Source organism: Paenibacillus sp. FSL K6-3182 (assembly GCF_037976325.1).
In the GTDB taxonomy this organism is placed as follows: domain Bacteria; phylum Bacillota; class Bacilli; order Paenibacillales; family Paenibacillaceae; genus Pristimantibacillus.
The window spans coordinates 668,198-682,159 of sequence record NZ_CP150265.1; the positions used below are offsets into that span (position 1 = coordinate 668,198).

Here is a 13,962-nt window from a genome sequence, read left to right on the forward strand (position 1 = left end):
AGGCGTCCTATCTCTGACTCGGCTCTGTATGTGGCCGAAACAGGGTAGACGCCTTTTTTGGTTTTTTAGTGGGCGGGGTTAGGTGTTTGAATCAGGTACATAATGATTTAGTTGGTTGTAGATGGAATCAACTTTGGTGAAAAAGCTCTAAGCACGATTCGGGTGAGAGGCAATTAGATGAAAACTAGGACATTTAAGCGCGATGCGGGTGAGAGGCAATTAGATGAACACTAGAACAATTAAGCACGAGCGCGTTGGAGCTCTGTTGTTAATAGCGGAACGACCTCGAATAAATCGCCTACGATGCCATAATCAGCAACGCTGAAAATAGGTGCATCGGGGTCTTTATTGATAGCGACAATGACGCGAGATTGGCTCATACCCGCCAGATGTTGAATAGCGCCGCTGATTCCGCAGGCAATATAGAGCTGAGGTGTAACAACTTTACCAGTTTGCCCGATTTGGAGGGCATAATCACAGTAGCCGGCATCGCATGCGCCGCGTGAGGCGCCGACTGCGCCGCCGAGCGCTGCTGCCATCGCTTGCAGCGGCTCAAAGCCTGCTGCGCTGCGAACGCCTCGGCCGCCGGATACGACGACGTCGGCTTCGGCAAGATCAAGCTGCCCGCCGGCGCGGCGCACAAGGCTGCGCACGGCGGTATAAAGCGGCGGCACCGTGAACGGCAGCTCCGCTGCGGTGCCCTTTATTTCAGCGGCGTCAAGGGGTTCTGCCGCCGGCAGGTTGTTCGGGCGCACTGTGATGACCCACGTCGCGCCCGAAACAAAGCTGCGCCGCTCGAACGCCTTGCCGGCGTAGAGCGGGCGGGTAAATAAGACGTCATTGCCATCGTCAGATATTTCGATGGCAATGACGTCAGCGATGTGGCCGGCGCCATGGGCAGCGGCCACTCGGGGCGCGCGCTCGCGCCCCAAAGCGGTGTGGCCGAGCAATAGCGCGTCCGGCCGCACCGCAGTTATGGCTGCGCCGAGGGCGGCGATGTACGCCTCGGGCGCAAAGGCGTGAAGGGCCGGATCGTCGGCGATATGCACGACGTCCGCGCCCCGCGCGATCAGTGCGGCGGCTTCATCCGCCGCACCGCCGAAGCAGGCAAGGACGGCGTGGACATGGCCGTCCTTGCCTGCGAGCCGCGCGCTGCGCCGAGTGCCTCGAGCGCCACTCGGCGCAGCGCGCCATTCCGGCTTTCTGCAAATACGAGAATGGTTTTGGACATAGGATACAGCTCCTCTTCCACAGCTTTTACGAATAAGCGTAGCTCTTTATGCGTTCAGCTCTATAATCAGTGCTTGATCTGTTTAGGCATCGTCTTAACGGACATTAGAGCCGCTATTTGTGAATTTAGTGGTTAATTACTCTCTAACGAACATGAAAGCCACTATTTCTGAATTTCGGGGGTTAACCCGAAAATACATTCTAACGGACATGAGAGCCGTTGTTTCTGCATTTAGGGGCATAAATTACTTTTAACGGATATGAAAGCCGCTACTTCTGTAATTAGGGGCAAAAATTACTTTTTAACGGACATGAGAGCCGTTGTTTCTGCATTTAGGGGCATAAATTACATTCTAACGGACATGAGATCCGTTATTTTTGTATTTAAGGGCTAAATTACAATTTAACGGACATGAGAGCCGTTATTTACCCTAAATGGCACCCAAACGCTCGATATTTTATGAAATAAGGGCACCTATGTCCGTTAGATCGAGAAATAGAAGGTTTTTCAGCAAATAAGGTATCTGATGTCCGTTAATTGTAAGGTTTGATTAATTACCAAAGTCCAATGTTAGTCAAGCACTGCTTTTGATTATGAGCCACTCTATCAACAAAAAAACTAACTATATTGTCTAGTAACCAGTAACTATTCAGTTCATGTTAAAGCCTCTGCATCATTTCTGCTCCACTATCTAGATTCCTCAGCACACGTCCACTAGCAGCTCCACTATCTACATCCCTCAGCGCAAATCCACTACCTGCCCAATACCAACATGCCTCAACACAAATTTACTACCTACTCCACTACCTAAATCCCCCAGCCCAACTCCACTCCCCCTGAACATTCCAACTACATTAAATAAGTCATGTTCCTATAGAAGCTGTCCTTGCTCCTGCAGGGGCGAGACAAGTGCTGCTGCTTGCTGGGCCGACTCGCCGGGAAGCCAATTTCCCCGCAGTGCACGGAGGTGGAGGGGGGAGCTGCGTGTACTCAGTGTGTGGCGAAACTCGCTTTCTAGTGAAAGCTCGCCACTGGCGCGCTCAGCTTTAGATCCAACATCCCCAACCCCACTACCCCTTACAGCTCCCAACTATAAAATAGTCACGAACTCAAAGAAGTTTCGCTTCCTCTCGCAGCAGAGACACAAGAGCTGCGGCTTGCTCGGCCGGGTCGCCGGGGAGCCGTTTGCCCGCTGCGCGCGGAGGCGGCGGGAGCAGCTGCGTACGTGCCGTGCGAGGCGATACGCTTTCAAGTGAAAGCTCGCCACTGGCGATCAGCTCAGCAGCCGTTATTGTGCGAAGCGGCTTGCGCTTCGCTTTCATAATGCCTGGCAGCGACGGATAACGCGGCTCGTTTAGTCCTTGCTGAGCGGTAATGAGCGCAGGGAGTGGAATCGATACCGTTTCGGTATCTCCTTCAACATCGCGCTCAACTAATGCGTAACGCTCAGCGCCCCCAGCAGTAGGTGAGCTGAGAAGACCATCGGCAGGCAGGGAGCCAAGCTCCCCAGCAGTTAAGATGGTGACCTTCACAGCTGAAGCTGCATGAGGCAGGTGAAGCAGCTCGGCAATTTGCAAAGCAACGCTGCCAGCGCCGCTGTCTACTGCAAACAAGCCGGCTAGCAGCAAATCAGGGGCGAGCGGCCTAATTACGGCAGCAAGAGCAGCAGCGACGGCTGAGCTGTCATCGGACAAATCTGCGCTATCAAGCCGAATAGCTTCATCTGCTCCGATAGCCAGAGCGGTTCGGAGCACCTCTTGCGAGCGCTCGGCACCGCAGGTGATCACGATGACCTCGCCGCCGAGCTGCTCACGCTGGCGAATGGCTTCCTCGAGTGCGTATTCATCGTAGGGATTGATTACAAATTTGGCGTCTCTTTCGTCAACGCCAGCGGGTGTTACAATGATTTTTTCCTCGGTATCGAACGTTTGCTTGAGAAGCACAACTATTTTCAGCATAGAAGCTCCCTCACTTGTACCGCTAATTTGTTGACACTGTCCATCAGTGCTAGGATATGCTGTCTTGGAATTGAATAGACCGCCCTGCAATTGCCCGCTGTGCGGCATGTTCAAGGCCGAAAGCTCATATACATGGAGCACCGCGGCTATTTTTGTAAGCGCTTCAATACTTGTCCGACTACTGCGCGCGTAGGTGCTCGGTTTTATAGCCGGCATATAAGGGAGGCGGGGCGTATGCCATCTTTTTTGGCACTTAGGAATGTAGATCAATGGTTGATAGGGGGAAGATGGGCATTATTCGCGGCGGTTGTGTTGTTTGCTATTACCATGTTCGCAATGGTTGTACAGCGGCGCATCTTGTATATGAGGCTTGGGGTGCCGGCGGTTTTTTCGCGGTATCGACGCAAGTCAGGCAGTAAATCCGGCTTTACCTCACAAGTGCTAGGCCATCGTAAGCTGCTGAACGATGTGAGAAGCGGCGTGATGCATTTGGTTTATTTTTATGGCTTTATTGTGCTTCAGTTTGGTGCGGCGGACTTGGTTTGGAAAGGGCTGAACCAAGGTGTACCGCTGCCGCTGCCCTATTATAATTGGTTCTCGCTGACGCAGGAGATGAGCGTTACACTCGTTTTTGCAGCTGTGCTGTACGGTGCTTTCCGGCGTTATGGGGAACGGCTCCCGCGGCTTAAGCGGGGGTGGAAACCTTCACTCGTTATGTGGTTTATTGGCTCGTTGATGCTGACTGTTTTATTCTCATTAGCATTCGAGCGATTGGCTGCGGAAGTGCGCATGGGCCAGAATGCTTTGGTGCATGGGTCCACTGCAGCCATCGTTGAGGCGAAGTTCGCACCAGTGAGCGCTCCATTGGCCACTATGCTTGAGAGTGCAGGTGTACAGCCGCAAAGCACAGCAGCCCATGCAGGGTTTGAATTGTTTTGGTGGCTGCATCTTCTGGTTCTGCTTAGCTTCCTTGTGTACGTGCCGCAATCAAAGCATTTTCATTTATTGACAGCGCCTGTGAATCTTTGGTTCAGACGCAGCACGCCTCCCGGCCGACTTGTGCCGCTTAACCTAGAGGATGAGGAAGCGGAGTCCTTTGGCGCAGGGAAGGTTGAGCATTTCTCGCAAAAACAGATGCTAGATTTGTATGCATGCGTGGAATGCGGCCGCTGTACGAATGTTTGTCCGGCATCGAGCACCGGCAAGCTGCTCTCGCCGATGCATCTTATTGTGAAGCTGAGGGATCATTTGACCGAAAAAGGCGCTGCCATAACGTCCAAGTCACCATGGCTTCCAGCCAGCCTGCTGCATTCGAAATCGCGTGAGCCTCATGCCCATGTGATGGGAGCGGTGCTTCCTGCTTGGGAAGCTGAATCCGAATGGGGCACAAACATAGCGCCAACCATGGCTGCGCAGGCTGGGGCATGGAATATAAAAGAGAGTGCTAAACCAGAGGAGGTCGAGCTGATCGGCGAGGTGTTGACCGAGGAGGAGCTTTGGGCATGTACGACCTGCCGGAATTGCGAGGAGCAATGCCCGGTTGGCAATGAGCATGTCGACAAAATTATCGATATGCGCCGTTACTTGGTGCTGATGGAAGGGAGGCTGCCGTCTGACGGGCAGCGCGCGCTGCAAAACATCGAGCGGCAAAGCAATCCTTGGGGCTTGCCGCGTGCCGAGCGGGCGGCTTGGATTAACGATTGCGAGAGCAGAACCGGCATTCAAGTGCCTACGATGCAGGAGCTGAAGAAGCAGGGCAAAAAAGCAGATGTGCTGCTCTGGGCGGGATCGATGGGTGCGTATGACATGCGAAGCCGCCGTGTTTTGTACGATGTGGTTAGGCTGCTGGATCATGCGGGAATCAACTTCGCTACGCTGGGATTGGAGGAAAAAAGCTCAGGCGATACAGCTAGACGAATCGGCAATGAACTGCTTTTCCAAGAGCTATGCCGCGAGAATATAGAAACGCTTAACAAATATGGCGTTACACAAATCGTGACCGCTTGCCCCCATACGTATAACACGTTCAAAAATGAATATCCTGACTTCGGTCTTAGTCCTAGCATCCTCGTGGAGCATCATACCGAAATGCTCTCTCGCCTGCTTGAGGAAGGTTTATTGAAGCCGGAGCATAAGATTGAGGAGCGAGTAACCGTACATGATTCTTGTTACCTCGGCCGTTACAACGATACGTATGAAGCGCCGCGCAGCCTGCTTCGCTCCATTCCAGGCGTATCGATTGAAGAGATGGAGCGCTCGGGCTCAAACGGCATGTGCTGCGGGGCGGGGGGCGGTCTCATGTGGATGGAGGAGCATTCTGGAACTCGCATCAACCATGCTCGAACCGCTCAGGCACTTGAAGTGAAACCATCGGTTATCAGCTCTGCTTGCCCCTACTGCCTAACGATGATGGAGGATGGTTTAAAGGCGCTGGGCGCGGATGAGAAGGTCATCGCACGTGATGTGGCTGAGCTGCTTGCCGAAAGTGTTTTTGGCGAATAAGCCGCTGTTTGTCAAAAAGGAGGAGGAGGCTATGACGACACAAGCATCGCAAAATAACTCAAGTACGATTCGCAGAGCCGCAGTGATCGGCTCCGGCGTAATGGGGGCCGGCATCGCTGCACATTTAGCCAATGCGGGGATGCGAGTGACGCTGCTGGACATTGTTCCGCATTCGCTGACGGCAGAGGAAGAACGACAGGGGCTTACGCTCTCTGATGCCAAGGTGCGCAATCGGCTCGCAAATGCGGCGATAGCAAAAATGGGCAAGTCACAACCCGCCCAGCTCTACGATCCAGCTTGGTCATCACGCATTACTCCGGGTAATTTGACCGATCATCTAGAGCTGCTGGGCGAGGCAGACTGGATTGTAGAAGCGGTTGTGGAGCGGCTCGACATTAAATGTGATGTGCTTGCAAAGGTTGAAGCCGCACGCCGCCTAGGCAGCATCGTTTCTACGAATACGTCGGGATTATCAGCGGCGTCCATGGCAGAGGGGAGGAGCAAGGAGTTTCGGCAGCATTTTGCGGTAACCCATTTTTTCAACCCGCCGCGGTATATGAAGCTTGTTGAGATCGTGCCTACCGAAGACACCACATCCGAGGTTATTCAGCTGTTGACGGAGGTTTGCGAGAAGCGGCTTGGCAAGGGAGTCGTACTGGCGAAGGATACGCCTAACTTCATTGCGAACCGAATTGGCACTTACGGCATGCTGGTTACGCTTGAGGATACGCTGGCATTTGGGCTGACGGTAGAGGAAACAGATGCCTTGACCGGTCCGGCGATGGGAAGGCCGAAGACGGCGACACTGCGCATGCTCGATTTGGTTGGGTTGGATACGCTGCTGCATGTCGTGGATAATGTGCGGGAGCGGAGCAGCGATCCAGCGGAGCAAAAGGTTTTTGCAAGGCCGCCCCTGCTTGAGAAGCTTGCAGCATCGGGACGGCTAGGTGAGAAAACGGGTGCGGGTTTTTACCGAAAGGTGAAGGGGAAAGGAGGCAGTGAGATTGAATCGCTTAAGCTGGATACGCTCGAGTATGGGCCTAAGCGGTCAGTCAACTCCCCTGTTATTGATGCGTCTAAGGCTGCGAAGGGTGCGGCGGCAAAAGTGAAGGCGCTGCTTCGCACAGACCCGCAGGACCGCTACGCTAAATTTGCATGGTCCACTATCAAAAAAACACTGCTGTATGCAGCGGCACAAGTCGGTGTCATTGCGGATTCGATCTCGGATATCGACCGCGCAATGCGCTGGGGCTTTAACTGGGAGCTTGGACCGTTCGAGCTGTGGGATGCGATAGGGCTTCGCAAATCGGTGCAGCAAATGCAGAAGGAGGGCGATGCGATCCCAGAGTGGGTGGCGGCTTGGCTAGCAGCCGGACATGAAAGCTTCTATAAGGTGGAGGGAACGGAGCGGGTTTATGCTGCAAGCGGAGCATACAAGAGGGAAGTGGAGGAAGCAGATTCGGTTTCCTTAACGGCATTAAAGGCTGCCGGAAAAACGGTATTGTCCACCTCAGGCGCTAGTCTAATCGATATTGGCGATGACGTTGTACTGCTGGAATTCCATTCGCCTAACAATGCCATCGGGGGTGATATTTTATCGGCGATTCGTCAAAGCACAGAGGAGGTGTCTCTAAATTGGCGGGGGCTTGTTATAGCGAATGAAGGGCGAAACTTCTGTGTAGGAGCAAACCTGATGCTGCTATTAATGGAGGCGCAAAGCGGCGAATGGGATGAAGTGGAGGATATTATTCGTTTCTTCCAGAGCAGTATGCTAGGGCTTAAGTGGCTTGACCGTCCTGTCGTAGCTGCTCCGCACCGAATGACGCTGGGCGGCGGAGTAGAAGCATGCTTGCCTGCTGATCGTATTATTTATTCGCCAGAGACATACTTTGGATTGGTGGAAACGGGAGTTGGCCTTATTCCTGCGGGCGGGGGCTGCAAGGAAGCGGCTGCGATGGCAGCTGAACGGGCCTTTATTGCGAATGGCGGCAAGCCAGGCGGAGACCTGCAGCCGCATTTGAATGCGCTGTTTGAGACGATTGCGCTGGCCAAATCATCAACCAGCGGCTACGAGGTGCGCCGTTTGGGACTGATGCGGCCGCAGGATAAGGTCATTATGCGGCAGGAGGCACGGATAGCCGAGGCGAAGCGGGCGGTGCTGGAGCTGGACCGGGCGGGCTACTCGCCGCCAGCGGAGGAACGTATTCGCGTTGCCGGACGAGAAGGCAGAGCGGTGCTTAAGGTAGCGGTGCAAGCGATGCAGCTTAGCGGCCATATTAGTGAGCATGACGCGCTTATCGCCGGCAAGCTTGGTTCTGTACTCGCGGGCGGGGACATTCAGCCGGGCGCTGAAGTGAGCGAGCAATATTTGCTCGATTTGGAATGCGAAGCATTCCTCAGCCTATGCGGCGAGCGCAAGACACAGGAGCGTATGAGCCATATGCTCGCGACAGGCAAGCCGCTGCGCAACTAGCCTAAAACGAAGGGGGAGAGTGAAATGTCAGCTTCATCACCGTTTGAAGATCACGCTCGTGATGCCGTTATCGTTGCTGCGGTGAGGACGGCGGTCGGCAAAGCATCAAAGGGGAGCCTTGCGGAGACGAGGGCAGAGGATCTTGGGCGAGCTGTGCTGCAAGGTGCGTTTGAGAGTCTGCCCGGCTTGTCGCCCGAGCTTATAGAGGATGTCATCATTGGCTGCGCAATGCCCGAAGGTGAACAAGGCTTGAATATGGCGCGCACGATCTCGCTTTATTCGGGATTGCCGGTGACGACGCCAGCAGTAACGATTAACCGCTTTTGCGCATCAGGCCTGCAAGCAATCGCCTATGCAGCGGAGCGAATTAGGCTTGGCGATGCGGACGTTATTGCTGCTGGCGGAGTGGAGAGCATGAGCCATGTGCCGATGACAGGCTTCAGGCTGTCGCCGCATCCTGCGATTGTCGATGCGATGCCAGAGGTTTATATGGGAATGGGACATACGGCAGAAGAGGTTGCCCGCCGTTATGGGGTGACGCGTGAAGAGCAGGATGCGTTTGCAGCATCCAGCCATCGCAAGGCGGCAGCAGCTATTGAAGCAGGACGCTTCCAAGCTGAGATCGTACCAATAACGACAAGCCGCTCCGGCGTGAACGATGCTGGCCGTCCATGGTCGAAAGTGATCACTTTCGATACAGATGAAGGCGTCCGGCCGGAGACGACGGTTCAGACGTTGGCGCCGCTCAAGCCCTCTTTTGCAAGAGAAGGTACGGTTACAGCGGGCAATACGTCCCAAATGAGCGATGGAGCAGCTGCGGTAATCGTGATGAGCAGGGCGCGTGCGGAGGAGCTTGGCTATCGTCCGCTCGCCGTATTCCGCGGTTTCAGTGTAGCTGGCGTCGCTCCTGAGGTTATGGGCATCGGTCCCATTGAAGCCGTGCCTAAAGCGCTTAAGAAAGCGGGAATTACGCTTGAGCAGGTCGATCTGTTTGAGCTTAATGAAGCATTTGCGGCGCAGTGCGTCCCTATCATTAAGGAGCTTGGCATTAATCCTGAAATCGTCAATGTGAACGGCGGGGCTATCGCACTCGGACATCCGCTTGGTTGTACAGGAACAAAGCTGTCGGTGTCACTTATTCATGAGCTTGGCCGCAGAGGCGGCGGTATTGGCGTTGTCACGATGTGTATAGGAGGAGGTATGGGAGCAGCAGGCGTAATTGAAGTGTATAACTCAGACCAATAAGGTCGGCAGGTGGATAAGGGAGTTTGGCAGCATCCTGAAATAAAATATTCGGTTGGCTGAAAGGAGAACTGCGCATGACGGAGACGATACGTTTTGGCGGTCGGTTTGTCGTGGAAGACAGTGTGCCGGAATCGGTCGTGACGCCCGAGGATTTTACGGAAGAGCAACGAATGATGGCGGATGCGGCGCAGCAGTTCATGGATGCGGAAATAACGCCGCGCGATGCGGAGCTGGAAGCTTTAAATTATGATCTGACCGTAGAGCTGATGCGCAAAGCAGGTGAGCTTGGCCTGCTGGGCGCAGATGTGCCGGAGGCTTACGGCGGGCTAGGGCTCGACAAGGTAAGCACGACGCTGCTCGCAGAAACGTTGGCAAGATCCTCCTCGTTTGCGCTTTCGGTAGGCGCTCATACGGGAATCGGCACGCTGCCGATCGTTTTTTTCGGAACACCAAAGCAAAAAGAAACGTATCTCCCGGCACTTGCAACGGGGGAGCGCATCGCTGCTTATTGCTTAACTGAACCAGCATCGGGATCGGATGCGCTAGGGGCGAAAACGACGGCAAGATTATCGCCAAATGGGAAGCACTACGTTCTTAATGGATCAAAGCTCTATATTACAAACGCAGGTTTTGCTGATTTATTTATCGTTTATGCGAAGGTAGACGGTGAGTATTTTACAGCATTTATTGTAGAGAAAGGCATGCCGGGGTTCAGTATTGGACCGGAGGAGCATAAGATGGGCATCAAGGGTTCTTCAACACGCCCTTTATTTTTTGAAGATGTGGCGGTACCGGTTGAAAACGTGCTTGGGGAGGTTGGAAAAGGGCATCAAATCGCATTTAACATTTTGAACATAGGACGCTTTAAGCTTGGAGCAGCTTGCCTCGGTTCGTCGAAGGAGACCATTGAGCTTGCATCGGCCTATGCCAATACGCGGAAGCAATTTGGGAAGGCGATTTCCTCCTATCCGTTAATAGGCGCCAAGCTGGCTGATATGAACATTCGTACTTATGTGCTTGAGAGCATGGTTTATCGAACTGCGGGCTGGATCGATTCGATGCTGCGGACGACGGAAGAAGGCGGGGCGGCAGTTGAAGGCATGACAGTCGCTAAGGCAATCGGAGAGTATGCCATTGAATGCTCGATTATAAAGGTTTTTGCATCTGAGGCGCTTGATTTTGTAGCGGATGAAGGGGTGCAGATTCATGGCGGCTACGGTTATATTCGCGAGTATAAGGTAGAAAGAATTTATCGGGATTCGCGAATTAATCGGATTTTTGAAGGCACGAATGAAATTAATCGGATGCTCATTCCTGGCACGCTGATGAAAAAAGCGTTAAAGGGCGAGCTCCCGCTGCTGCGCAAAGCTCGTTCATTGCAAGCAGAGCTGCTGCAGCCGATGCCGATTCCGCCTCTTGAAAAGCCGCTTAGCAAAGAAGCGTTCCGCGTAGGTCAAGCGAAAAAAATCTTCCTCGCCATCGGCGGGCTTGCTGTTCAGAAGCTGGGACTGCGGCTGGAGCAGGAACAAGAGGTGCTGTGTTCTCTTGCAGATCTTATGATCAACATCTTCGCCATGGAAAGCGCACTGCTGCGCTCACAAAAAATATGGAAGGCTAGCCGCGGAGTCGCTTCGGAAAAGACGGAAAATGTTTTAGCGATGACGACAGTTTTTGTGCAGGAGGCCATGGAGCGGGTTGAGTCACTAGCTAAGCTGGCACTTGCTGCGCTAGAGACGGGAGACGGGCTGCAGATGCAGCTGTCCGTCCTCAAAAAGCTGATGCGCGCGCCTATCTCAGATACGGTTGCTTTGAAGCGAACAATTGCCGCTCGTGTCATTAACAGTGAGCATTATGTCGTGTGAAGGGGGAGAGCATGAATGGATTCGCTCAGACCGGAAGATCCGTCTTTGCCCGAGCAACCGTCCACTCAATCTGAAGAGCAAGCGCGCCCATGGCTTCAACATTACCCGAAAGAGGTATCACCTTCACTGCACTATCCCGATCAGAGTATCGTTCAGTTTTTAATAAATGCGGCTAATCATCATCCAAATCATCCTGCCGTTCATTTCCTTGGCAAAATATTAACATACCGCGAGCTTCACGAAAATGCAGTTAATCTCGCTCATGGTCTCCTTTCCCTTGGCATAGCCAAAGGAGACCGGGTGGCAATCATGCTGCCGAATTGCCCACAAGCAGTGGCTGCTTTTTATGGGGTGCTGCTTGCAGGTGGTGTCGTTGTTCAGACAAATCCGCTTTATGTGGAGCGGGAGCTTGAGCATCAGCTTGCAGATAGCGGAGCTGTTGCTGTCATTACGGTTGATCTGCTTTATGCACGCTTGTCTCGGGTTCGAGGCAAGCAGCCGGAGTCGGGTCCGCTGCCGCAGCTGAAGCATGCGATCATCACATCGATTAAGGATGGGCTGCCGTTTCCGAAAAACTTGCTTTATCCTCTTAAACAGCGAAAAGAGGGCTTTCGCGCAGATATTCCATATGGCAGCTTTGGCGTCGTTTCTTATAAGAAGCTGCTTGCAGCAAAGCATACGGATATGAGACTGCCTGATTCGGCAAAAGGGTCTGATCTCGCGGCACTGCAATATACAGGCGGCACAACAGGAACGCCAAAAGGAGTGATGCTGACTCATCGCAATCTCGTTGCCAATACGATACAAATATCTACTTGGTGCTATAAAGCGGAGGATGCTAAAGAGAGATTTTTAGCGGCGCTGCCACTGTTTCATGTGTTTGGATTAACGGTATTAATGAATATGTCGGTACTTCGTGCGGGAACGCTTATATTACTTCCGCGCTTCGAAGTAGAGACGGTACTGCAAACGATTAATCAGCAGAAACCTACCATTTTTCCAGGCGCGCCAACAATGTATGTCGCACTCATCCATCATAAGTCCGCGGCAAAAATCGATTTTTCTTCTATTAATGTGTGTGTAAGCGGATCAGCGGCTTTGCCGCTAGAGGTGCAGGAGAAGTTCGAAGCTTTAACTGGCGGAAGGCTTGTTGAAGGTTATGGCTTGTCGGAATCTTCTCCCGTCACCCATGCCAACCCGGTATGGGAGAAACGCAAAATCGGCACGATCGGCATTCCTTTTCCGGATACGGATGCGGCAGTGATTGATCCTGAGAGCGGTGAGAGATTGCCTATCGGTGAGCTTGGGGAGTTAATTGTTCGCGGTCCGCAGGTCATGCGAGGATATTGGAATAAGCCTGCTGAAACGGATCAGGTATTGCGGGATGGTTGGCTCCATACTGGCGACCTTGCTACGATGGATGAAGATGGTTATTTTACGATTATGGATCGAATTAAGGATGTTATTATCGCTGGCGGCTTTAATATTTATCCTCGTGAAGTGGAGGAGGTACTGTTCGAGCATCCGGCCGTAAGGGAAGCGGCAGTGATTGGTGTGAAGGATGAGTACAGAGGCGAAACGGTAAAAGCTTTTATTGTGTTTAAGGAGGGCTGGCAAGTATCAAGCAGTCAGCTTGACCGTTGGTGCAGAGAGCGGCTCGCTTCCTATAAGGTGCCACACCACTATTCCTTTAGGGAAACGCTTCCAAAAACGATGGTCGGAAAAGTGCTTCGTCGAAAACTGCAGGAGGAGGAGGCGGAGGCTGAAAAGGCGAGAAAGGCGGAGAAGAAGGGAGAGTGAGCGGTATGGATGAGGATTGGTTTGTTCAACAGGCAGATCAAGCTGGTCATCTGACAAGGCTCGCAGAACGTGCGCAAGCTACCTTTTGGGGATTGCTTGGCTGTGAAATCGTGCAGGCAAACGCAAGCAAAGCGGCCATATGCCTGGATGCAACTGAGCGGCATCTTAATCTGCTAAACATCGTTCACGGCGGAGTGCTGATGTCTTTGATGGATAATGCGATGGGGCTTGTGGTTATGCTAGCAGCACCTGAGAAAAGCGCGGTAACGGCAAATTTGAACACACAATTTCTCGCCAGCGCCAAAGGCGGCGTGCTGCTTTGCGAAGCAGAGCTGGTTCACCGAACGGAACGTACACTGACGCTGCAAGCACAGGTCAAGGATGACGCAGGCAAGCTGCTCGTTTGCGGAATTGGTGCGTATCGGATCATTTAGTTCACATTTTCGTAAGTTGATTGCTTGCTTCTGGTACGATATAATAATACCTAATTATGGAAAAATATCTCGAGTGGAACAGAACTAATAATTAAGCGTAATATACCGATAAAAGTAATATGGGAAGGAGGCGAGGACATGGTTCAGGGCTGGGTAACGACATTGGTTTTAGCATTCGGAATTTTGGTCGCCATTATTGGCGTGATCGCATATTTAAGAATGTTTCGTAAAGATCGGCTTTCATCTACGTCTCACCAGTCAGCTGATGTCTCGCCTCCAAACGTAATTAGCATAACAACCGCAAGGGATTCTGAGCATAAGAAGCCGCCCAAATCCAAAAAAGCCGCGCCAAGAGATTAATAATTGTTAACTTTCATATTCTGAACCTAAATGTTATAATAGTAAGAAAAATGCGAACATTGTGACTCATTGGCCATGGAGTTGCCTGCACCGAGTG

Annotated in this window: 8 protein-coding genes and 1 pseudogene; 7 read left to right on the forward strand and 2 right to left on the reverse strand. The window is 52.7% G+C overall.

The genetic code is table 11. From position 1 onward, the window contains the following. Window positions 1-239: 239 nt before the first annotated feature. Both MHH56_RS03005 and MHH56_RS03010 read right to left on the reverse strand, forming a co-directional pair. Window positions 240-1,231: pseudogene (locus tag MHH56_RS03005) on the reverse strand (electron transfer flavoprotein subunit alpha/FixB family protein). A gap of 1,109 nt (window positions 1,232-2,340) precedes the next feature. Further along, window positions 2,341-3,405, reverse strand: a complete 1,065-nt coding sequence (locus tag MHH56_RS03010; RefSeq protein ID WP_339206526.1) for an electron transfer flavoprotein subunit beta/FixA family protein — start codon at window positions 3,403-3,405, stop codon at window positions 2,341-2,343. A gap of 111 nt (window positions 3,406-3,516) precedes the next feature. Between MHH56_RS03010 and MHH56_RS03015 the strand changes: the two genes are divergently transcribed. From MHH56_RS03015 to MHH56_RS03045, 7 genes are all read left to right on the forward strand, one after another. Next, a complete protein-coding gene (locus tag MHH56_RS03015; protein WP_339209479.1) occupies window positions 3,517-5,691 on the forward strand; it encodes a (Fe-S)-binding protein in 2,175 nt (724 codons plus the stop codon). Between the two features lie 31 nt (window positions 5,692-5,722). Then, window positions 5,723-8,164: a 3-hydroxyacyl-CoA dehydrogenase NAD-binding domain-containing protein gene (locus MHH56_RS03020; RefSeq protein WP_339206527.1), complete on the forward strand. Its 2,442-nt coding sequence runs from the start codon at window positions 5,723-5,725 to the stop codon at window positions 8,162-8,164. A gap of 24 nt (window positions 8,165-8,188) precedes the next feature. After that, a complete protein-coding gene (locus MHH56_RS03025; protein ID WP_339206528.1) occupies window positions 8,189-9,409 on the forward strand; it encodes an acetyl-CoA C-acyltransferase in 1,221 nt (406 codons plus the stop codon). 74 nt (window positions 9,410-9,483) lie between these two features. After that, window positions 9,484-11,271, forward strand: a complete 1,788-nt coding sequence (locus MHH56_RS03030) for an acyl-CoA dehydrogenase family protein (protein WP_339206530.1) — start codon at window positions 9,484-9,486, stop codon at window positions 11,269-11,271. A 15-nt stretch (window positions 11,272-11,286) separates the two neighbouring features. Beyond that, window positions 11,287-13,071 (forward strand): long-chain fatty acid--CoA ligase, encoded by a 1,785-nt coding sequence (locus MHH56_RS03035; protein WP_339206531.1) that lies wholly within the window; start codon window positions 11,287-11,289, stop codon window positions 13,069-13,071. A gap of 5 nt (window positions 13,072-13,076) precedes the next feature. Next, complete coding sequence (locus MHH56_RS03040; protein ID WP_076268382.1) at window positions 13,077-13,505, forward strand: PaaI family thioesterase; 429 nt, start codon at window positions 13,077-13,079, stop codon at window positions 13,503-13,505. Between the two features lie 138 nt (window positions 13,506-13,643). After that, entirely contained in the window at window positions 13,644-13,865 is a 222-nt protein-coding gene (locus tag MHH56_RS03045) for a hypothetical protein (RefSeq protein WP_076268381.1), read from the forward strand. The last annotated feature ends 97 nt before the right edge of the window (window positions 13,866-13,962 follow it).

What these genes read in the sequence shown, in the direction of transcription:
- MHH56_RS03010 (WP_339206526.1), bottom strand. Translation starts at nt 3,405, where the DNA reads ATGCCGGCTATAAAACCGAGCACCTACGCGCGCAGTAGTCGGACAAGT.
- MHH56_RS03015 (WP_339209479.1), top strand. Translation starts at nt 3,517, where the DNA reads ATGTTCGCAATGGTTGTACAGCGGCGCATCTTGTATATGAGGCTTGGG.
- MHH56_RS03020 (WP_339206527.1), top strand. Translation starts at nt 5,723, where the DNA reads ATGACGACACAAGCATCGCAAAATAACTCAAGTACGATTCGCAGAGCC.
- MHH56_RS03025 (WP_339206528.1), top strand. Translation starts at nt 8,189, where the DNA reads ATGTCAGCTTCATCACCGTTTGAAGATCACGCTCGTGATGCCGTTATC.
- MHH56_RS03030 (WP_339206530.1), top strand. Translation starts at nt 9,484, where the DNA reads ATGACGGAGACGATACGTTTTGGCGGTCGGTTTGTCGTGGAAGACAGT.
- MHH56_RS03035 (WP_339206531.1), top strand. Translation starts at nt 11,287, where the DNA reads ATGGATTCGCTCAGACCGGAAGATCCGTCTTTGCCCGAGCAACCGTCC.
- MHH56_RS03040 (WP_076268382.1), top strand. Translation starts at nt 13,077, where the DNA reads ATGGATGAGGATTGGTTTGTTCAACAGGCAGATCAAGCTGGTCATCTG.
- MHH56_RS03045 (WP_076268381.1), top strand. Translation starts at nt 13,644, where the DNA reads ATGGTTCAGGGCTGGGTAACGACATTGGTTTTAGCATTCGGAATTTTG.